This is a genomic window from Acinetobacter sp. AND/436 (assembly GCF_049546925.1).
Taxonomy (GTDB): domain Bacteria; phylum Pseudomonadota; class Gammaproteobacteria; order Pseudomonadales; family Moraxellaceae; genus Acinetobacter; species Acinetobacter indicus.
On the sequence record NZ_JBMXBO010000002.1, the window covers coordinates 226,464 to 248,014 of the forward strand.

19 protein-coding genes are annotated in these 21,551 nt (G+C 43.8%); 10 read left to right on the forward strand and 9 right to left on the reverse strand.

What is annotated here, in order from left to right; genetic code table 11:
* Nucleotides 1-187: 187 nt before the first annotated feature.
* From ACPEPR_RS02875 to sohB, 7 genes are all read left to right on the forward strand, one after another.
* On the forward strand, nucleotides 188-1,561 hold the full coding sequence (locus tag ACPEPR_RS02875; RefSeq protein ID WP_005176742.1) for a diaminobutyrate--2-oxoglutarate transaminase: 1,374 nt from the start codon (nucleotides 188-190) through the stop codon (nucleotides 1,559-1,561).
* Between the two features lie 3 nt (nucleotides 1,562-1,564).
* On the forward strand, nucleotides 1,565-3,097 hold the full coding sequence (locus ACPEPR_RS02880; RefSeq protein WP_005176744.1) for a pyridoxal phosphate-dependent decarboxylase family protein: 1,533 nt from the start codon (nucleotides 1,565-1,567) through the stop codon (nucleotides 3,095-3,097).
* Between the two features lie 598 nt (nucleotides 3,098-3,695).
* Nucleotides 3,696-4,721, forward strand: a complete 1,026-nt coding sequence (locus ACPEPR_RS02885) for a substrate-binding domain-containing protein (RefSeq protein ID WP_005176746.1) — start codon at nucleotides 3,696-3,698, stop codon at nucleotides 4,719-4,721.
* 101 nt (nucleotides 4,722-4,822) lie between these two features.
* On the forward strand, nucleotides 4,823-6,202 hold the full coding sequence (gene pstC, locus ACPEPR_RS02890; protein WP_423561898.1) for a phosphate ABC transporter permease subunit PstC: 1,380 nt from the start codon (nucleotides 4,823-4,825) through the stop codon (nucleotides 6,200-6,202).
* Nucleotides 6,202-7,596: a phosphate ABC transporter permease PstA gene (gene pstA / locus ACPEPR_RS02895; protein ID WP_423561899.1), complete on the forward strand. Its 1,395-nt coding sequence runs from the start codon at nucleotides 6,202-6,204 to the stop codon at nucleotides 7,594-7,596. Before pstC ends, pstA begins: the two co-directional genes overlap by 1 nt.
* Before the next feature lie 13 nt (nucleotides 7,597-7,609).
* Nucleotides 7,610-8,539 carry a phosphate ABC transporter ATP-binding protein PstB gene (gene pstB / locus ACPEPR_RS02900; RefSeq protein WP_005176754.1) on the forward strand — a complete coding sequence of 310 codons (930 nt, stop codon included), beginning with the start codon at nucleotides 7,610-7,612 and terminating at the stop codon, nucleotides 8,537-8,539.
* Between the two features lie 397 nt (nucleotides 8,540-8,936).
* Nucleotides 8,937-9,899: a protease SohB gene (gene sohB / locus ACPEPR_RS02905; RefSeq protein WP_075174762.1), complete on the forward strand. Its 963-nt coding sequence runs from the start codon at nucleotides 8,937-8,939 to the stop codon at nucleotides 9,897-9,899.
* Between the two features lie 32 nt (nucleotides 9,900-9,931).
* Here the strand turns inward: sohB and ACPEPR_RS02910 are convergent, their stop codons facing one another.
* The 5 genes from ACPEPR_RS02910 to ACPEPR_RS02930 form a co-directional block, all read right to left on the reverse strand.
* Nucleotides 9,932-10,570 (reverse strand): DUF2238 domain-containing protein, encoded by a 639-nt coding sequence (locus ACPEPR_RS02910; RefSeq protein WP_411688411.1) that lies wholly within the window; start codon nucleotides 10,568-10,570, stop codon nucleotides 9,932-9,934.
* Nucleotides 10,571-10,720: 150 nt separating this feature from the next.
* Nucleotides 10,721-12,109: an adenylosuccinate lyase gene (gene purB / locus ACPEPR_RS02915; protein ID WP_075166641.1), complete on the reverse strand. Its 1,389-nt coding sequence runs from the start codon at nucleotides 12,107-12,109 to the stop codon at nucleotides 10,721-10,723.
* Nucleotides 12,110-12,159: 50 nt separating this feature from the next.
* Entirely contained in the window at nucleotides 12,160-12,891 is a 732-nt protein-coding gene (gene hflD / locus ACPEPR_RS02920) for a high frequency lysogenization protein HflD (protein WP_423561900.1), read from the reverse strand.
* Nucleotides 12,892-12,905: 14 nt separating this feature from the next.
* Nucleotides 12,906-14,039, reverse strand: coding sequence for a tRNA 2-thiouridine(34) synthase MnmA (gene mnmA / locus ACPEPR_RS02925; RefSeq protein WP_075166642.1), 1,134 nt, complete (start codon nucleotides 14,037-14,039; stop codon nucleotides 12,906-12,908).
* A gap of 4 nt (nucleotides 14,040-14,043) precedes the next feature.
* On the reverse strand, nucleotides 14,044-14,529 hold the full coding sequence (locus ACPEPR_RS02930; RefSeq protein ID WP_005176771.1) for an NUDIX hydrolase: 486 nt from the start codon (nucleotides 14,527-14,529) through the stop codon (nucleotides 14,044-14,046).
* Between the two features lie 410 nt (nucleotides 14,530-14,939).
* On the opposite strand from ACPEPR_RS02930, the gene ACPEPR_RS02935 reads away from it, so the two are divergent.
* Nucleotides 14,940-16,385 carry an SLC13 family permease gene (locus ACPEPR_RS02935; protein ID WP_423561901.1) on the forward strand — a complete coding sequence of 482 codons (1,446 nt, stop codon included), beginning with the start codon at nucleotides 14,940-14,942 and terminating at the stop codon, nucleotides 16,383-16,385.
* A 20-nt stretch (nucleotides 16,386-16,405) separates the two neighbouring features.
* Nucleotides 16,406-17,623 carry a glycerate kinase gene (locus ACPEPR_RS02940; RefSeq protein ID WP_423561902.1) on the forward strand — a complete coding sequence of 406 codons (1,218 nt, stop codon included), beginning with the start codon at nucleotides 16,406-16,408 and terminating at the stop codon, nucleotides 17,621-17,623.
* Nucleotides 17,624-17,718: 95 nt separating this feature from the next.
* Here ACPEPR_RS02940 and ACPEPR_RS02945 read toward each other — a convergent pair whose 3' ends face one another.
* From ACPEPR_RS02945 to ACPEPR_RS02960, 4 genes are all read right to left on the reverse strand, one after another.
* Nucleotides 17,719-18,261, reverse strand: a complete 543-nt coding sequence (locus ACPEPR_RS02945) for a gamma carbonic anhydrase family protein (protein ID WP_423561903.1) — start codon at nucleotides 18,259-18,261, stop codon at nucleotides 17,719-17,721.
* Nucleotides 18,262-18,367: 106 nt separating this feature from the next.
* On the reverse strand, nucleotides 18,368-19,516 hold the full coding sequence (gene dacC, locus ACPEPR_RS02950) for a D-alanyl-D-alanine carboxypeptidase PBP5/6 (RefSeq protein ID WP_160241460.1): 1,149 nt from the start codon (nucleotides 19,514-19,516) through the stop codon (nucleotides 18,368-18,370).
* A 119-nt stretch (nucleotides 19,517-19,635) separates the two neighbouring features.
* On the reverse strand, nucleotides 19,636-20,031 hold the full coding sequence (locus tag ACPEPR_RS02955) for an MCR_0457 family protein (protein WP_016658407.1): 396 nt from the start codon (nucleotides 20,029-20,031) through the stop codon (nucleotides 19,636-19,638).
* A 198-nt stretch (nucleotides 20,032-20,229) separates the two neighbouring features.
* A complete protein-coding gene (locus tag ACPEPR_RS02960) occupies nucleotides 20,230-20,601 on the reverse strand; it encodes an MCR_0457 family protein (protein ID WP_005176804.1) in 372 nt (123 codons plus the stop codon).
* A gap of 110 nt (nucleotides 20,602-20,711) precedes the next feature.
* Between ACPEPR_RS02960 and surE the strand changes: the two genes are divergently transcribed.
* Nucleotides 20,712-21,488: a 5'/3'-nucleotidase SurE gene (surE, locus tag ACPEPR_RS02965; protein ID WP_075174788.1), complete on the forward strand. Its 777-nt coding sequence runs from the start codon at nucleotides 20,712-20,714 to the stop codon at nucleotides 21,486-21,488.
* Nucleotides 21,489-21,551: the final 63 nt, after the last annotated feature.

Here is a 21,551-nt window from a genome sequence, read left to right on the forward strand (position 1 = left end):
TTTCGATAAAATTAGCTCGATAAAATGCCAAAAGCGGTTTATTTTCCTGAAAAATTAGGTATCATCGCGCTCCTAGTTATTGAATATTATCTAGATCATCTAACTAGATTTTTATAAAGCACCGAGTCAAAGGACCACAAGTCACCCGACTTATTTCTTCAACCCATATCAGAGATGGTAATTCGATATGAGCGTTACTTCTGTAAACCCTGCCACCAATTCCACAAACGAATACTACTTGACTCGCCAAAGTCAGATGGAATCGAATGTGCGTAGTTATCCTCGTAAATTACCGTTAGCGATAGCGAAGGCACAAGGTTGCTGGGTTACCGATGTTGAGGGTACGACGTACCTAGATTGTTTAGCTGGGGCAGGTACATTGGCTTTGGGCCATAATCATCCTGCGGTGATTCAAAGTATTCAAGACACCATCGCGAGTGGTCTTCCTTTACATACTTTAGATTTAACTACACCTTTAAAAGATGCATTTACTGAAGCGCTTCTTGCTTACCTGCCAGGTGGTAAAGAAGAGTATTGCTTGCAGTTCTGTGGTCCATCTGGTGCAGATGCAACAGAAGCAGCAATCAAGCTTGCAAAAACATTTACCGGCCGTAGCTCTGTAATCAGCTTCTCAGGTGGCTACCACGGTATGACTCACGGTTCGCTGGCAATGACAGGTAACCTGTCTGCCAAGAATGCCGTAAACGGTTTAATGCCGGGCGTACAATTTATGCCGTATCCACATGAATACCGTTGCCCGTTGGGTCTTGGCGGTGAAGCAGGTGTGGATGCACTAACTTACTATTTCGAAAACTTCATTGAAGATGTGGAAAGCGGTGTTACTAAACCGGCTGCTGTAATTCTTGAAGCAATTCAGGGTGAAGGCGGTGTGGTTACTGCGCCTACCAAATGGCTGAAAAAAATCCGTGAAGTGACTGAAAAACACAACATCGTGTTGATTCTTGACGAAGTTCAAGCAGGCTTTGCGCGTTCAGGCAAAATGTTTGCTTATGAACATGCTGGTATTGAGCCAGACGTAGTGGTTATGTCGAAAGCGGTTGGTGGTAGCTTGCCACTGGCGGTGTTAGGGATTAAACGTAAGTTTGATGCTTGGCAACCAGCAGGCCATACCGGTACTTTCCGTGGTAACCAGCTGGCAATGGGTACTGGTCTGGCGACAATCAACACCATTAAAGAACAAAACCTGGCGCAAAATGCGCAAGAGCGTGGCGACTTCCTGCAAGCTGAACTGAAAAAACTGGCAGTTGAATTCCCATGTATCGGTAACGTACGTGGCCGCGGTTTAATGATTGGTGTTGAAATTGTAGATGAGCGTCAGGAAAAAGACCGTTTAGGTGCTTATCCTGCAGATTCACAACTGGCTGCTGCAATTCAGGCTGCATGTTTTGACAACAAACTGTTGTTAGAAAAAGGTGGTCGTGGCGGTACGGTAATCCGTTTACTTTGCCCGCTGATCATTAATCAGGAAGAGTGTGTAGAAGTGATTGCCCGCTTCAAGAAAGCTGTGGCTGAAGCACTGAAAGCAGTACGAGGCGCATAATACATGGTAGATTTTGCAGAACATCGTAAAGCCTTACTCTGCAATGATGCTCAATCTATTGCTGACTATGAGTCAGCAATGGACCAAGCGACAAAAGCTGTCGCAGCATGGTTGCAAAACGATAAAATGTACACCGGTGGTAGCATTAAAGAGCTACGCAGTGCCATTTCATTCAATCCATCGAAAGAAGGTCTGGGTGTACAGAAATCTTTAGAGCGCATGGTCGAGCTGTTCCTGAACAAGAGCTTGAAAGTTCACCATCCGCATTCACTGGCGCATTTGCACTGTCCAACCATGGTGGCCAGCCAGATCGCAGAAGTGTTAATTAACGCCACTAACCAGTCCATGGACTCATGGGATCAAAGCCCGGCCGGTTCATTAATGGAAGTGCAGTTAATCGACTGGTTACGCCAAAAAGTCGGTTACGGTTCAGGTCAGGCCGGTGTATTCACTTCAGGTGGTACGCAGTCTAACCTGATGGGTGTACTGCTGGCGCGTGATGCCTGCATCGCGAAAAACTGGAAAGATGAAAACGGCAAGCCGTGGTCAGTGCAGCGTGATGGTGTACCGGCGGATGCAATGCGTAATGTCAAAGTTATCTGTTCTGAAAACGCACACTTCTCTGTGCAAAAGAACATGGCGATGATGGGCATGGGCTTCCAGTCTGTGGTGACCGTTCCTGTGAATGACAATGCACAGATGGATGTGGTTGCACTTGAGAAAACCATGGCACACCTTCAGTCTGAAGGCAAAATTGTGGCATGTGTGGTGGCAACTGCAGGTACAACCGATGCGGGCGCGATTGATCCATTAAAAGAAATTCGTGAAATCACCAACAAATATGGCGCGTGGATGCACATTGACGCGGCGTGGGGTGGTGCACTGATTCTGTCGAATGACTATCGTTCTATGCTCGATGGCATCGAATTGTCGGATTCTGTGACGCTTGATTTCCACAAGCATTATTTCCAGACCATTTCATGTGGTGCGTTCTTGTTAAAAGACGAAGCCAACTACCGTTTCATGCATTATGAAGCTGAGTATCTGAACTCTGCATATGATGAAGAACATGGCGTACCAAACCTGGTATCGAAGTCACTGCAAACCACGCGTCGTTTTGATGCCTTGAAATTGTGGATGACAGTTGAAGCCTTGGGCGAAGAGCTTTATGGTTCAATGATCGATCATGGTGTGGATTTAACCCGTGATGTTGCTGCTTATATTAAAGCAACAGATGGTCTTGAGCTGCTGGTAGAGCCGCAATTTGCATCGGTATTGTTCCGTGTGGTGCCTGAAGGCTATCCGGCTGAATTTGTCGATGCCTTGAACCAGAACGTCGCAGATGAACTGTTTGCGCGTGGTGAAGCGAATATTGGTGTAACCAAAGTGGGTCAGGTTCAGTCATTGAAAATGACCACGTTAAGCCCGGTTGCAACATTAGACAACGTGAAAAACCTGCTGGCACTTGTGCTGGCAGAAGCAGAGCGTATTAAAGCTTCAATTGCAGATGGTACTTACACACCACCAATTGCTTAATCACATGCTGCAAAGAAAGAGAGGCCTACAAGGCCTCTTTTTTTTATCTCGGGTCATTGAATTGAAAAAAATGAAGATGAATGTCATGTATCTGTTAACAAGCCAAACGGGCCAAAAGAAGGGGATAGAAGTGAATAAAGTGGCTGAGTACAGTGAAGTGATCAATTGGCTGAGAGCGTGTGTTTCAGGCAACAGATGAATATATTAAGTTTAAGAAAAACAATCAATTTCGCTTTTTATAGAATATCGGGTGATTGTCATCAACCAGAGAGAATTATGACAATTGTAAGAAAGTGAACCGGTGCTGGATTGGCATTTTGTCATATTTTTACAGCGCTTTCATATTTTTTTAGACATCTTTCGAAATTTTAATAAGGTAGTTAAATGTTATTAAAATCATTATCTTAAGTTAATATTTTGGTATAAAGCAGGCTTCTAGAAACTATAAAAACAAGCTGCAAAATAAAACATCATTAAAGTGTCATAAAGGTGTAACTTTATTGTCATATTTTAAACTCACAATGCACATAACGAAATAAGTACAAAACTTAATAAAAAGTGGCGTACTCCGAATTTGCATAAATTGAGAGAGAACAGAATGCGCTTTACCAATATCGCACTTGCATTAGCACTATCTGGGGCAGCTGTAGCAACAACTGCGAACGCAGCTCGTGACACCATCCAAATCGCTGGTTCTTCTACAGTATTGCCATACGCAAGTATTGTAGCAGAAGAGTTCGGTAACACATTCCCACAATTCAAAGCGCCTGTTGTTGGTTCTGGCGGTTCTTCAGGTGGTTTGAAACAATTCTGTAACGGTGTGGGCGATAACACAATTGATATCGCAAACTCATCTCGTCAAATTAAAGATTCAGAAATCGCTGCATGTAAAAAAGCAGGCGTGAACCAGATCTTAGAAGTTAAAATTGGTTATGACGGTATCGTATTCGCGTCAAACTCAAACAAAGCTGCTTATAAATTAAAACCTTACCATGTATTTGCTGCTTTGGCTGCTGAGCTTCCATCGAAAGGTAAAATGGTTGCTAACCCATATACACGTTGGAACCAGATTGACAAATCACTTCCAAACGAGCCAATTACTCTGGTAATTCCAGCATCTAACCACGGTACACGTGAAGTGTTCCAGGAGAAAATGGTTGATGCAGGTTGTGAAGCTTACGCAGCAATCAAAGCATTAGACAAAGATGCGAAGAAAAAAGCATGTACAACTTTCCGTAAAGATGGCCGTGTGATTGAAATCGCTGGTGACTACACTGAAACACTGGCACGTTTAAGAACTTCTCCAAGTGCAGTAGGTGTATTCGGTCTAGGTTTCTATGACCAAAACCGTGACAAGCTACGTGTTGCAACTGTAAACAACGTTGCGCCATCTGAGCAAACAATTCTGAACGGTTCTTACCCTGTTTCACGTCCATTGTTCTTCTACGTGAAAGGTGAGCACCTGAAATCAATCAAAGGCTTACAACAGTACACAGAATTCTTCTTAAGCAAGAAAGTATCTGGTAAAGGTTCTAAGTTAGACAAAGCAGGTCTGATCTCTTTATCTGACAAAGAGCGTGCGCAAATCCTGGCGAACTTCAAAGCAGGTAAAGCTGTTAAATAATTGTGGTTAAAACAGCTGATGGCAGGGTTTCCTGCCATCAGCTTTTTGCGAAGAGAAATGTTTTTTCAAATAATGAAAATTGAAAAAACGGTGGAGAATACATGAATCTGCTACTTATAGGTGTGTTACTGGCAATTATTGCCATAGCCTATCAAATCGGGTTAAGCAAAAGCCGTAACCTAGCAGGTAAGGGAAATAATTCTGTAATGTTGCACTCACGCCCTGGTTATTATGGTGCGTTGGTGGCGTTGTGGTGTGCGATCCCTGCTTTTTTAATTTTGATTGTTTGGAATCTGGTTGAACCAACCATTTTGGAACAGGTAGTACTGAGTCATGTACCGGCAGATGTTGCTGCCAACCTGAATGCAGCCAGCACCAGCGTTCTGGTAGACCGTGTGCAAGCACTGGCTTCTGGCTTTGGTGTCACTGATACACCAGCCGCCTATGAACTGGCAGCTGCTGAACAATTAGCAAAATTTGAAACCATTGGTTCTTATATCAAACTGGCCGTTGTGATTTGTGCAGCGTTAATTGGTTTGCTATGGGCGAAAAAACGTGTCTCTCAACAGTACCGTGCCCGTAACCAGGTTGAAAAGATCATTAACATTTCTTTAGCCCTCTGTTCTGGTGTGGCCATTCTGACCACCGTTGGTATCGTGATGTCGATGTTCGGGGAAGCCATGCGCTTCTTTAGCTTCGTCAGCCCAATGGACTTCTTCTTTGGTACCCAGTGGAACCCAGGTTTTAGTACCACCGGTAGTGCCGATGGTGAATATGGTCTGTTACCGCTGTTATGGGGAACCTTGCTGGTCAGTGCGATTGCATTGCTGGTTGCAGTACCTATTGGTCTGATGATTGCCATTTACCTGGCAGAGTATGCATCTCCGAAATTCCGTTCTTGGGCAAAACCAACCATTGAAGTGTTGGCCGGTATTCCGACCATTGTATATGGTGTATTTGCCTTAATGATTATTGGTCCATTCCTGAAAAGTGCCGGTGCACTGCTGGGTATTGATATCAATGCTACCAGTGCTTTAACTGCCGGTCTGGTAATGGGCATTATGATCATTCCATTTGTATCGTCTTTATCTGATGACATCATTACCCAGGTACCACGTGCTCTACGTGATGGTTCGTTGGGTCTGGGTGCGACTAAGTCGGAAACCATTCGTAAAGTGGTGATGCCGGCTGCCTTGCCAGGGATTATCGGTGCCTTCTTGCTGGCTGCATCTCGTGCAATTGGTGAAACCATGATTGTGGTCCTGGCCGCAGGTAACAGTCCGTTGTTACATGCCAACCCGCTAGAAGCGGTTGCAACCGTGACCATGACGATTGTTAACCAGTTAACCGGTGATACCGACTTCGCAAGTCCGCAGGCATTGGTGGCGTTCGCATTAGGTTTAACCCTGTTTGTTATTACCTTGTGTTTGAACATTGTGGCACTTTACATCGTGCGTAAATATCGTGAGCAATACGACTAATGAGTACTTCAAATACTACTTCAATGGATCAACAACCGCTTGATCCACGGGCGGCCGCTGAATTACGCGCACAACGTAAACAGAAAATTGAAAGCTCGTTAGCAAAACGCCATCGTAAAGAAAGCACTTTCCGCATGTTTGGTCTGGCCTCGGTACTGGCAGGTTTATTCTTTGTCGTGTTACTGTTCGGCAGTATTCTGGCCAAAGGTTTACCGGCATTCTGGCAAAGCAGTATGGCAGTGCCAGTCTACTTTGACCCAAGCATTATTAATGTGGGCGCCCAGCCAAAACAGCAGGCAGGTGAATCTCCGGCACAATTTAATGACCGTATGATTGCCTGGCAGACTGAAATGGGGATGGTTGATTGGGATGCACTTATCGTTAACGGTATCGTCGCTAAAGATGCGGCGCTTGAAGCCAAGCGTGATGATTTAGGCTACATGTACACCAGTTCTGAAGCCTATCGCTTACGTGATATGGTACTGGCAGATCCATCGCTGATTGGTCAAACCAAAGAAGTGAAAATTCTGGCCGATGCCAATGTAGATGTATGGCTTGCGGGCAATATTGACCGTGACCTGCCGGCAGAACAGCAGCAGCTAAGCCCGGAAATCCGTCAGCTGGCAGATGATCTGAAAGCCCAAGGTATTATAGAAAATACTTTCAATACCAACATCTTTGTCAGCCCGGACTCGCGTAGTTCGCCTGCAACTTCTGGTTTGGCTGGTGCCTTCATGGGTTCAGTGTTCATGATGCTGATCGTGATCTTTATCTCGATTCCAATTGGTGTGGCATCTGCAATTTATCTGGAAGAATTTGCACCAAAAAATGTCATTACTGATATTATTGAAGTGAACATTAACAACCTGGCCGCAGTTCCATCGATTGTATTTGGTCTGTTGGGTGCTGCCATCTTCATTGGCTGGATGCATTTACCGTTATCTGCGCCACTGGTGGGTGGTCTAGTTCTAAGTTTAATGACTTTACCAACCGTAATTATTACCACACGTGCTTCACTAAAAGCGGTGCCGCCATCTATTCGTCAGGCTGCATTGGGCTTGGGTGCATCACGTCTACAAACCGTATTCCATCATGTATTGCCACTGGCATTACCAGGGATTTTAACCGGTGCGATTATTGGTGTTGCACAAGCATTGGGTGAAACCGCACCACTTCTATTAATTGGTATGAGTGCCTTCGTTGCGAGCGTACCGGCATCTCCATTTGATCAATCTACCGCATTACCGGTACAAATTTTCCTATGGCAGGGCAATGAATTGCGTAACTTCTTTGAAGGACGTACCGCTGCCGCCATTATCGTACTTCTTGCACTCATGATCGGCCTGAACAGTCTGGCGATCTGGTTACGTAAGAAATTTGAAGTACGTTGGTAATTGAGGGAAAAATATGACTACTGTATTAAGCACAGACAAACCGAATTCCTTAGAACAGGATAAAGCAGTGAATCCAGAGCAAACACAATTTACGTCAACCGAAGGCGAAGAACACAAACAGCCTGCAACTTCGTTTGTGTCTCAGTTTGATACCCAGGCGGCGAGCAAAAAAGAAGCCAAATCGAACAATGTCAAACTCAGCACCTCCGATGTTCATGTGTACTATGGTGAATCTGAAGCAATTAAAGGCATTGACCTGAACATTTATGAAAATGAAGTCATTGCCTTCATTGGTCCATCAGGTTGTGGTAAATCGACTTTCCTTCGTACCTTAAACCGTATGAATGACACCATTGATTCATGCCGCGTTACCGGTAAAGTCATGCTGGATAATCAGGACATCTATGATCCGAACCTGGACGTGGTGTTGCTACGTGCCCAAGTCGGTATGGTGTTCCAGAAGCCAAACCCGTTCCCGAAATCAATTTTTGAAAACGTGGCTTACGGCCCGAAACTGCACGGTTTGGCGCGTGACAAATACGATCTTGAAGAAATTGTTGAAAACAGCCTGCGTAAAGCTGGTCTGTGGGATGAAGTTAAAGACCGTTTAAGCCAGCCAGGTACCGGTCTATCAGGTGGTCAGCAGCAACGTTTATGTATCGCGCGTACCATTGCGGTTTCACCAGAAGTCATTCTGATGGATGAACCATGTTCAGCACTGGACCCGATTGCAACTGCAAAAGTTGAAGAACTGATTTCTGAGCTGTCTACCCAGTACACTATTGCGATTGTTACGCACTCGATGCAACAGGCAGCGCGTGTATCAGACCGTACCGCATACTTCCACCTGGGTGATCTGATTGAAGTGAACTCGACTGAAAAAGTCTTTACTCAACCAGACCATCAATTAACGGAAGCGTACATTACAGGTCGTTTTGGTTAATTGCCAACCGCTGTATATCAAAAAACCGCAAATCAATATTTGCGGTTTTTTTATGGCTCTGGTTGAGGGGTAGGGGGAGGGTCATAGCGGATCTGGTGGATTATCCATCTATCAACACGCTTAAAACAAAGCTCAAAATAGATTTCAGTTTGAAGGGCTGAATCCGGAGCAGATCATTCCATCTGCTATCCAGTTGGTGGTTTTAATGTTGAGCTTTCCCAGCTTTTAAAAATCCCGTCCTGTTCAACAGGGCTGTATTTTTTAGTTGTTGCAAAAATGACACTACGGTTAACACGGAAGTGGATTAAATTAAGCAAATAAATGCGCTAATATTGAATTCTCAATATCCGCCCTCATCTAAAGCTTAGCCAAAATAAAATTGAGAACAGATTTTTATATGTTATTTCATTCCCCAAAACTACCTGCCGAAATTCGTATCCGTCATTTAAATGCGCGTATTAACGAACAACGAAAAAAAATAGCGCAGACTACGGCCTCCAAACTGGAGCTGTTGCAATTTAGCCAGCAATTGTCCAAAGAAGCACGCCTGCGTAAAAAGAATAACCAGAAAATTTACGTACTCGATTTTAAAGGGGATATGGCCGCCTCTGCGGTAGAGAATCTGCGTGAAGAAATTACCTTAATTCTGGCCACCGCCAAAGCTGGACGTGACCGCGTGGTGGTGCGTCTGGAAAGTCCGGGCGGGATGGTGCATGGTTATGGTTTAGCCGCTGCACAACTGGTACGTCTGCGTGATGCCGGTTTTCATTTGACCATCTGTGTTGATAAAGTCGCTGCTAGCGGTGGCTATATGATGGCTTGTATCGCCAATGAAATTATCTCTGCACCGTTTGCTATTGTGGGTTCAATTGGCGTAGTGGCACAGGTGCCAAACTTTAACCGCCTGCTGAAACAGCACAATATAGATTTTGAACTGTATACGGCTGGTCAATACAAACGCACCGTGACCATGTTTGGTGAAAATACCGAAGAAGGCAAGGCCAAGTTTGAAGAAGAGTTGCAACAAACTCACAGCCTGTTCAAGCACTTTGTTGAAAAGTACCGTCCGCAGCTCAATGTTGAAAAAGTCGCTACAGGTGAACACTGGTATGGTCAGGATGCTTCCGATCTGAACCTGGTCGATAAACTGCAAACCTCAGATGAATACCTGTTAGGGTTATTGCCACAGCATGATGTTTATGTCATTGAAACCCGTCGCAAGCCAACCTTGGGTGAAAAACTCGGCCTACAAGCCGCACAGGTGGCAGATTCTCTGGTACCTGCGGTCATGAATAAAGTCATGGATACTTTAAGCAAAGCCAGTGCCAACCTGGTGCAAATGCGCGATCCTAAGCTCTAATCCAATTTTGCTTATGAAACATGAAAAAGCACTCAATCGAGTGCTTTTTTTCTGTCTTTGTATAAGTTCCAGCTTCCTGCCAGAATCGCGCCGAGCGTAGCCAGGAGCATATCTTTATGCGCATCCCAGACATCACCTTGCTGACCGTTATAATTTTCAGCCGCTTCCGGGGAGAGGGTTACCGCGAGTAACCATTCCAGCCATTCGTAAATCAAACTGCTGCTCATGACCCATTGCACGACCAGCAGAAAAATCACCCAGTCTTTGGCTTTTGGAAAGCAGAGCCGATGTAAGCGGAAAAACAGCGGGTAGAGCAGCACGCCATAGGCAAAATGCACAAAGCGATCATACATATTGCGTTCCCAGCCCAGCCACTGATTTAAATCAAAGCCGAAGTATTGCAGCAGCCAGTCGTTATAGGGCACATAAGAATAGAGATAATGCGCGCCTAAAATATGAATCAACAGAAAGATAAGATAGAAAACAAAACTCGAAAAGCTTAAACCGACTTTTTTGAAGAGCAATAGCAGCACAATTAGCATGAGGATCGTTCCAACCTGATGTAGCACATAGGCTGAAAATTCCATCGGGTTGATACTGGCAAGCAGCATGGTCAGGCCTAACAGGACCAGCATCAGCCAATGTTTGGCCTGTAATTGGTAGTCGATCATTCTGGTTATAGGATTGGGATTTGTAATTATCATAATAAAAAAGCGAAACCGGAGCTTCGCTTTTTGATGCTGAGTTTTTCAAAATTACACCCTCTTTATGTTGCTTCCAGAGGAAGAAAGAAGATGTTGTGAAAAACTCAAATCATTTCATTAGATTTTAGCAATCAAATCTTTAATTTGTTTTGCCTGTTCAGCGGCATTACCGGTGTAAGACGCAGGGGTCATTTCAGCTAAACGTGCACGATCCGCAGCCGGAACAGCTTCGAGTTCGTTACCGTTGACGAAGCTCACCATCATGTCGCGAGTCATCGCTTGACCACGAGTCAGCGCTTTTAATTTTTCGTATGGTTTTTCAACGTTGTAACGACGCATAACCGTTTGAATCGGTTCAGCCAATACTTCTTGTGCATTGTCCAGGTCTTCCAGAATACGGTCAGCATTCAGTTCTAGTTTACCAATACCTTTTAAGCAGGCTTCAAATGCGATCAAGCTCTGTGCAAAACCAACACCCATGTTACGAAGTACAGTTGAGTCGGTTAAGTCACGCTGCCAGCGAGAAATTGGAAGTTTTTCGCCCAGGTGCGCAAGAACAGCATTGGCAATACCCAGGTTACCTTCAGAGTTTTCGAAGTCAATCGGGTTGACTTTGTGCGGCATGGTTGAAGAACCGACTTCGCCTTCTTTCAGTTTTTGTTTGAAGAAGCCCAGCGAGATATAACCCCAAACGTCACGGTTAAAGTCGATTAAGATGGTGTTGAAACGACGCAGCGCATCAAATAGTTCCGCCATATAGTCATGCGGTTCAATTTGCGTGGTGTACGGGTTGAAAGTTAAACCTAAAGATTCAACAAATGCTTGTGAATGTGCAGGCCAGTTGATGTCTGGATAGGCAGACAGGTGAGCGTTGTAGTTACCCACTGCACCGTTGATTTTACCCAGCAGTTCAACATTGTTGAATTGCTTGATTTGACGAGCTAAACGGTAAGCTACGTTAGCCATTTCTTTACCCAAAGTGGTTGGGCTTGCTGTTTGACCATGAGTACGAGATAACATCGGTTGATCAGCATGTTTTTCAGCCAGCGCCACAATTGCGTCGATGATTTGCTGCATAGATGCAACCAGTACATCACGGCCGTTTTTCAGCATTAACGCGTGTGACAGGTTGTTGATGTCTTCAGAAGTACAAGCAAAGTGAATGAATTCACCGGCATTTTTCAGCTCGTCGATGTTGGCGATTTTTTCTTTCAGGAAATATTCAACCGCTTTAACGTCGTGGTTAGTGGTACGTTCAATCTCTTTAATGCGGTTCGCATCTTCTTCAGAGAAATTTGCCACAATCGCATCTAAGGCCGCATTGGTTTCTGCAGAAAAAGCTGGGACTTCAGTAATTTCCGGACGGTTCGCAAGCGCTTGTAACCAACGCACTTCAACAGTCACACGAGCATGGATTAAACCAAACTCAGAAAGGAAAGGACGAAGAGCATCACATTTGCTCGCATAACGTCCATCTAATGGAGAAAGTGCAGTTAAAGCGTTCATAACGATTCCTTAAACTTTGGAACTAAACCTAAAACAAATGTCCGTACAGATCAGACCACCTGATACTGTAAACGGGCAAGATCCTGAATATCTTGAAGCAGTTTGCGTTTGCTAAAAATCATCGCCCATGAGCTGCCACCGAGTTGACGCCACAAATGTGCCATTTGCAGGCCGGTAAATAGCGAGGCACGAATACGGTTGGTATGGGCAGAATCTTTAAAGGCCTCGGCATTGCCACGCACCATAATCCGCGGATTAATCTGTCCAGCAGTATCAACATAGGTTTGGGCAAGATTGGCGAGAATACTTGGATGTAAATAGTTATTATCAAAAAAGGACAGCTGTTTTAAGATTTTTTGCTGGGATTGCTCAATAATTTCAACAAATTGCGGATTACTATAGACTTTCTTTTCCAGTTGCAGCAGCGCCATGGCATAGGACATCGGCAACTTGGCATTGGACATTTTCGGTAATCTGGATTTGGGTGAGGTGGTAAACGGATGGGTAATGCTATTTTCGAGGGTTTTTAAACCAAGGGAGATATCGGCCAGCTGACTAAAAAAGTCTAAGGTTTGGCCATTCTGATTATTACTTGGACGGATATTCAGGCTGGCCTGAATCAGGCGCTCCAGATAAAAGTTACCGCTATCGCCAATACTTTGTCGGCCAGTCAGTGCGGTCATATGGGTCAGCTGCGTGGCCTGAAACACAGCAGCGAGGGCCAAAGCACGATTCTGGCGAACATTCAGAGTTCGAGGCTGTTGAAACGGTAACTCTGTCATGCCGAAACAATCCTTTAAACAAAATCCGGGTGAGGGGCATTGGTATGATGGATCACGCCACCCCCTAAGCACACTTCACCTGCGTAGAACACCACGCTTTGACCTGGTGTTACTGCACGTTGTGGCTGATCAAATTCAACACGTACACCATTTGGTGTTTCTGGATCTTTAAATAATACGCAGTCTTGGTCAGGTTGGCGATAGCGGGTTTTTGCCGTGCAGCGGAAACCGGTGTCAGGAATATCCTGTTCACCTGCGACCCAGTCAATGGATTCGCTCCACAGAATCGTGCTTTGCATCAGTGGATGATCATGACCTTGACCAACCACCAGACGATTGCCGGCTACATCTTTATGCAGTACAAACCAGGCACCTTCAGCTGCACCTTTCATGCCGCCAATACCAATACCACCGCGTTGACCGAGCGTATAGTACATTAAGCCGTGATGTTCACCAACCTCTTTGCCATCTTCCAGCACGATTTTTCCGGGTTGTGCGGGTAAATATTGTTTTAAGAAGTCATTAAAGCGGCGTTCACCAATAAAACAGATACCAGTGGAGTCTTTTTTCTTTGCAGTCGCCAAGCCCAATTCTTCTGCAATTTTACGTACTTGTGGCTTTTCAATTTCACCGACAGGGAACAGGGTCTTGTTAATTTCACGACCATGTACTGCATGCAGGAAGTAAGTCTGATCTTTGTTGTTGTCGACACCACGCAATAAAGGTGCATATTGATCACCTTTAGAGTTGGTCATGGTTTCACCACGACGGCAGTAGTGACCTGTGGCAATAAAGTCAGCACCCAGGTTAATGGCATGATCTAAAAACGCACGGAACTTGATTTCTTTATTGCACAAAATATCCGGGTTAGGGGTACGACCGGCTGCGTATTCTGCCAGGAAATGCTCGAAAACCCGATCCCAGTATTCCATGGCAAAGTTGGCAGTGTGCAGTTTGATGCCAATTTTATCGCATACGGCCTGGGCATCGGCCAGATCTTCCATGGCTGTACAGTATTCCGTGCCATCATCTTCTTCCCAGTTTTTCATGAACAATCCTTCAACCTGATAACCTTGTTGAAGGAGGAGTGCTGCAGAAACAGAAGAATCTACACCACCTGACATACCGACGATGACACGTTGTTGCATAGGATTAGGCATCCACACTATGAATTAAGGGAGAATTTTGGTGCTCGTAAATGAGCGATAAAGGATATTTTTGTCCGGTCTGAGCATCCTGTACGGCTTTAATCACCAAAGGACTGCGGGCGCGGGCCGATTCAAGCAGTTCATCCGGGCTCATCCAGACGGCACGGACAATACCAGTGTCTAGCTGTGCATCTGCATGATGGTGAATGGCTTCGGCCAGAAAGCAGAAACGGTAATAGGTACGATCTGGAAACATGGGCGGAGTATAGGTATAAATGCCCAGTAAAGCCTGAATACGTACATCGTATCCGGTTTCTTCCAGGGTTTCGCGAACCGCTGCTTCAATAATGGTTTCACCGGCTTCTACATGACCTGCAGGCTGGTTAAAGACGGTATGTGTAACGCCTTCAGTCTGTTCTTCTACGAACAGAAATTTACCGTCTTTTTCAACAACGGTGGCAACAGTCACATGCGCAGTCCAAGCGGTCATAAAAAAGCACCATGGGGTAAAACGCATATTCTACAAAATTTAGGGGGATGTGGCTATGCAATTTAGACGTCAATTAATGACGCGAAAGGTGTGTTCTAAAAACGGCTTTGTTGCATAAATATGTAAGCATCTGATTTAAATAAATTTAATTTTGGATCAAAAAATAATCAAAACTTCTAAAATCATATAGTTATGAAATCTTTGTGCAACAAAGCCATCTAAATGGTAAAATCATCAAATAATAGTAATATAATTGGTATGTCTATAATTTTTATTAACTCCTTGTTATTTTTAACTAAAATATATATGCAAAGAGTTGTCAAAACTCACATCTCAAACTTAAATAGCATTTTGATGTTGACTTAAATTGTGGTCAAATGCCACCCAAACAATAGAACGTATGACATCAGATGTTCAATGCTTCATTACTCCGTTTTCCATTATGGTCAGTTACTCCACTACTGGTCATTTATGTTGGTTTAGCCTTTAGCGCATTCAATTTAGATCAGGTTCAGCAAAATGCAATTTTGACCATAGGTGTGTTTTTAACAGCAACATGGCTGTGGATCTGCACCAAACTCGAAGAAACTTATATTGCACTTTTAGCTGTGTTTGCCCTGATCTTAACTGGCAACTTAACCGAAGAACATCTATACCAAGCTTGGGGACAAGATCTGATTTGGCTGCTCATTGCAGCATTTATTATTGCGGCAGGTGTGGTCAAAACAGGGCTAGCATCGTATTGTGCAACTCAACTTTTAAAATATGCACATAACACCCGAATGCTGTGTTATCTGCTCACTATTTTTATTGTACTGTCGGCATTTATTATTCCATCTACGTCAGGTCGTGCGGCAATCATCTTGCCTATTTTTCTGGGTCTGGTAGAGATTCTGAAACACCATACACAAATTCTTAAAGCATTGGCATTGCTGTGCCCATCTATCATATTGTTGAGTGCAATTGGCTCCTACTTAGGTGCCGGGGCTCATTTAATTACCAACCAAATTTTAGTGGAGCAGGAATATCCTGCATTTAGTTTACTTAGTTGGCTATGGTTAGGCTTTCCTTTTGCGTTGGTGTCATCATTGGCATGTACCGAACTCATCTTAAGTTTATTTACGAGCAAAGAAGACAGATCGAAGCCCTTAAATTTAAGCCATTTGAGCGTGGTAGATGGTCATGAAGAAAGTGCAGGACAAAAATTATCTGCATTGCAAAAGCGTATTATTTGTATTTTAGCTATGATTCTTGGCTTGTGGTTGACTGAGCCATTGCATCATATATCTGCCACCATGGTTGCCATTTTCGGTGCTTTATTAATGGTGACACCAAGTGTGGGGTGTATTAAGTTCTCTCAAGCCGTGAAAACAGTACCTTGGGCATTACTCATTTTCATGGCTGCAACCTTAGCAATGGGGGCGGCATTAATTGAGAGTGGTGCAACCCAATTATTGACTCATTCAATTTTTTCAAGGTTTGATACACAGCACCCGAGTGCATCGATCACGTTCATTTGTTTAATGATCATTATTTCTTTGTTTGCACATGTATTGATTCAGTCACGTTCGGCACGTTCAGTTGTGCTTATACCGCTTGCGATTTCGCTTGCACCCCAGTTTCAAGTTTCTCCTGTGGCCATCGCATTTATTTCAACAGCTGCCGCAGGTTTTTGTCATTCACTCACATCATCTGCAAAACCAATTGCAATTTTTCATCAAACTGAAACACAGTCTATGTTTAATGCGGACGATTTACTTAAATTAAGTTTTTATTTAGCACCCTTGATGTTCGTGCTGCTAGTTATTTTTTCTCTATTGATTTGGCCATTATTGGGTATGCCGTTATTGCTATAGCCTGAATAGTTTGATTTCTTATGAGTGCTCACGTTTTAGAAAATATATTAATTTTACCCAGTGGTTTTAAGGAATCATTAACCGCAACCCAAGTTGCTCAAGCAATAAAAATTGGAATATCCAAAGCCTTACCTCAAGCTTCAATTCGTGCAATTCCAATTCCAGATGGTGGTGAACATACTGCGTTTATATTGGCACAGCAAACTTATGGAAGAATAATCAATAAAACAGTAACAGGACCTTTAGGTCAGCCCATTGATGCCCATTTTGCAATGTTGGGTGGTGCATTTTCTAATATTGCCGTTATAGAGGTTGCTGCAGCCGCAGGTCTAAAATTAATTCCCTTTGATAAACGCAATCCTATGCAGACCACCAGTTATGGCGTGGGTGAACTGATCATTGCTGCAATAAATGAAGGGGCAAGAAAGATCATTTTAGGTTGTGGGGACTCAGGTATAAGTGATGGTGGAATGGGGGCATTACAGGCACTCGGTGTCAAAATCACAGATCACTCACAACGTGATATTCCTTATGGTGGTGAGTATTTAAATCAAGTGAATCAAATTGATTATTCAGGTCTTGTTCCTCAATTACATGACTATCAGATTAATCTTATTTTAGCCCTGAATCCGTTTAATATTTTATGTGGTCCCAAAGGAGTCGCACCTGTATTTGCCCCCCAAAAGGGAGCATCTGCACAACAAGTAAAACAGTTGTCAGAAGGCTTTGAACATTGGGCTGAACAACTAAAAATGAATCATAGAAATGCTATTTCACATTTTGATTTTGCTTACGGAATGGGTACAGGTGCATCGGGTGGATTAGGTGCCGGTCTTGCTGCTATTGGTGCTCAACTTTGTCCTCGGTTTGATGTGTTGTTGGGTAAAGATTTACTGGGCTATGATTTAGATCAAGAAATTAAGCGTGCAGATTTAATTATTACAGCAGAAGGTGCGATTGATTGCCAAACGCTTAAAGGTAAAGTACCAGCTGAGGTTGCAGCACGAGCAGCACAATTTAATAAACCTGTTATTGCATTGGCAGGTACGCTTGCACACGATGCCGAATGTGTTTATGACATTGGGATTCATGCAATCAGCTCAATTATGTCTAGCCCTATGTCTTTACAACAAGCAATTGAACAAAGTGAAGAGCTCGTGATTCAAGCCAGTGAACGCCTTATGAAAAGCGTCATTTTAGGCATGAAAATAGCAGAAAGACGAAAAATGGCGGTTTAATCAATCTTATAAAAAAGACAGCCTTAATGATTTAATTGCCTTATTGATTTAACAGCAGAAATTGAAATAAAAACTTCTGCTGTTAAAGATGCTTTTTAATTTGAAGGATTTGAATAGTTCGCTGCAACTTTCACATAATATTGTGCAGAGTAGGTTAAAGAAGCTTTTTCTTTTTCTGTCAGTGGGCGGACTCTTCGTACTGGACTTCCAACATACAAGTAACCACTTTCTAAGACTTTGTTTGGCGGCACGAGAGAACCTGCACCAATGATCACATCATCTTGAACAATGACATCATCTAAAATAATGGTTCCAATACCCACCAGAACACGATTACCGATCGTACAACCATGCAATTTTACATGATGTCCTATTGTCACTTCTTCACCAATAATCAAAGGTGAACCATTTGGCTTGTCGGCTTTTTTATGGCTGACATGCAACATTGAATGATCTTGCACATTGGAGTTTTTACCAATACGAATAGAATTCACATCCCCGCGAATTACGGCAAACGGCCAAACCGAGACATTTTCGCCGAGAACCACATCACCAATGACCACGCCCATCGGGTCGATATAACAGGAATCCTCAATCTGTGGATGGGTATCTAAATAAGGACGAATGTTCTGACTCATAGTGATCTGCTCGTAAAAGTGGAATGATCAAGACAATAGTATAAAAGAAAAAGCACCCATTCGCTGAATGAGTACCTTCACTTAAGTCTAAAGTCGTGCTTTAAACTTAGAACAGGTTGCTAAAGAACTGCTTGATATGGTCAATGAGGCGCGAGAAGAAGCCAGCTTCTTCAACTGCGTTTAAAGCCACCAGTGGTTTTTCTGCAATTACTTTACCATCTAGGCTTGCGACATATTTACCAATGACCTGGCCTTTTTGTAGCGGCGCAGTCAATTTCGGCTGAACCACCAATTGCGTTTTAATTTCATTGGCTTTGCCTTTAGGCATGGTCACATTAAAGTTTTCAGCCAGACCAATTTGTACTTCATCCGACTGACCAAACCAGACTTTAGATTTGGCCAGGACCTGATTTGCAGGCTGTACATTTTTGGTTTCAAAGTTGGCATAACCCCAAGCCAGCAATTCACGTGTTTGTGTCGCACGTTCCTGCATGGTTGGCGCACCAAAAATCACAGAAATCAGACGCGTTGGGCCACGTTTTGCAGAAGTCGTTAAACAGTAGCCGGCTTCATTGGTATGGCCGGTTTTTAAACCATCAACACTTGGGTCTGTATAGAGCAGGGCATTACGGTTGCCTTGACGGATGCCATTAAAGGTAAATTCTTTTTCTGAATAAATCGGATAATATTTAGAACTGTCTTTAATGATGTGCTGGGCCAAGGTTGCCATATCTTTGGCTGTTGAATAATGGCCGTCTGCTGGCATACCGGTCGAGTTAATAAACTGGGTATTGGTCATGCCAATTTTTTTGGCTTCTTCGTTCATCATGTGTGCGAAGGTGCCTTCATTGCCGGCAATGTGTTCCGCCATGGCTTTAGAGGCATCATTACCCGACTGAACAATAATTCCACGCAGCATTTCAAGTACAGTTGCAGTGCCATTCAGCGGAACATACATACATGATTCCGCGCTACTGCCGCGACACCATGCTGACTCGTTCATGCGCACTTGTTCATCTTCAGTGAGTTCACCGCTCAATAGTTTTTGTTCGATGATGTAGCTGGTCATCATCTTGGTCATTGACGCCGGGGCTAATTTTTCATTTTCATTTTTTGAAGCGAGAAGTTGCCCTGTCTCGTAGTCCATTAGCACGTAGGATTTATTATTCAATTCTGGTGGTGCAGATAGGACAGTTGCTGCAAAGCTAAAACTAGGAACTAATAATAATGCAGCAAGGGCAGTTTTTTGGGTCATTTCTAGTGGGTTCCTATATCTTGATGTAAGCACGAAGAGCCTAGCATTTTAGGATAAAGCAAAGCCGACTTCTATGGGAGAAATCGGCTTATCGGAAAAAGTATTGTAACCAAATAGTTTTATTTGCTGTACGCGGTCAATTCCTGGCAAATGGCCTTATTTTTCTGGCTTCCCGCTTTTTTGGCATCGGCCTGTGCTTCAACCAGCATCGGCTTAAAACTTTTTTGCTTGCTTAGGGCTTGTAAAGCTGCAACCGGATCTTTTTCTGCCGGCATATATTCTTTGGCCAGTTTGGCATAGCCCTGATTAAATTTAGTCTGGTCTTTGTCCTGAATTAACGCTGGGCACACTTCAGATAATACATAAATGGCTGCCAGTTCCTGCTGGGTGACTTTTTGAAGTGGTGTGACTTCAATATTTTCATTCTGTGCCAGTGCGGTTTGCCCCAAACCCAAAGTAATGGCGATACCAGCCAGAAGTTGCAAAGATTTCGTTTTTAATTGGGAAGTGTACATAAAAAAATAGACCTAAAACTTAAAAATACCACATGCCCATAAGCTTAATGATTTTTGACAGAATGAAAAGAAAAGAAGTGTATCTGAGCAGGCTGACACACACTCAAAATTAAAAAGCCAAATCAGAAATGCAATAAAAAAAGAGCAATCAACCTATGCTGATTACTCTTGATGTGAAGATGGTGTGTCAGCGCAAACTTAAAGTTCGATTGCAGCAGCATCCTGACAAACAGTTTTCTGTTCATCTGCCGTGGTTTCTTTAGCAGCATCACGTGCTTCAATCAGAATGTTTTTATATTCTGCATCGGCCTGCAGTGCGCTGTAGCTTAAAGTCTGACCTTTTAAGTCTGCCAGGTAAGTTTCAATTAAAGCCTGAATATTGCTATCCAGTTTGGCGTTTTTGCCAATAATGGCCGGACAAACCTCAGCCATCACCTGAGCGGCAGCAATGTCTTCTTTCACAATGGTATTGGCTTCTTCTACCGTCAAGCCTTCAGCATTGACCGCTTGAGAGAGAATTACCGCAAAACCAAGCCCCAGTAAACGACGTACAGATAAGCGACGAATCATGTTATACACACTTTTTATTGATGGAAGTTCGACACTAAATATATATACTTCTCATTATATTTCAATGAAATGTGCTGACCGGTCATTTATTTAATTTGAAGAGTAAATTTGTGAATATCTTAATTGCCAATGATGATGGCGTTTTTGCGCCAGGGATCCAGGCGCTTGCACACGCATTAAAACCTTTGGGCCGTGTGGTAATTGTCGCGCCAGAAAGTGAGCGTAGCGGGTTTTCCAGTGCCTTGACCTTAGATCGTCCTTTACGTCCAATTCCGATTGCTGAAGATATCTGGGCGGTGAATGGCACTCCGGCAGACTGTGTCTATTTATCTATGAATGGCCTGTTTGATTTTGAATTTGATCTGGTGGTGAGCGGGATTAACAGCGGCGCCAATCTGGGTGATGATGTACTGTATTCAGGTACCGTTGGTGCTGCTTTTGAAGGGCGTTTAATGACGCAGCCGGCCATAGCTGTATCACTGGCTGGCCCTAATGTCCGAGCTTATCAGCATCCGGCCGATTATGCAGTTGCCGCGCAGTGGGTGCATGATTTTATTGCCAACGGCTTGCCAACCTTGCCGCCACGCCACATTTTGAATATTAATATTCCAGATGTGGCGGAATTAAAAGGCGCAAAAATTACCTATCAGGGCCGTCGCAGTCAATCTAAACCGATTACCAGCCATGTCGATCCGCGCGGTCGCCAGGTGTACTGGATTGGACTGGCCGGAGAAGCCGTTGCAGACCCGCGTAAAGATGTGGGTGAAATCCAGTCGGATTTCTTTGCTGTGGCCAATGGCTATGTCAGCATCACCCCAATTCAGATGGATGCGACCAATTACGATATTCTGGGGCATCTGCATGACAGCTTGAGTCCAGCCCTGTAAAGAATGTTATAACTTTGTGAAAAAGTACCGTCTGAAACTCTTTTTCGGTGCTTTTTTGTTAAT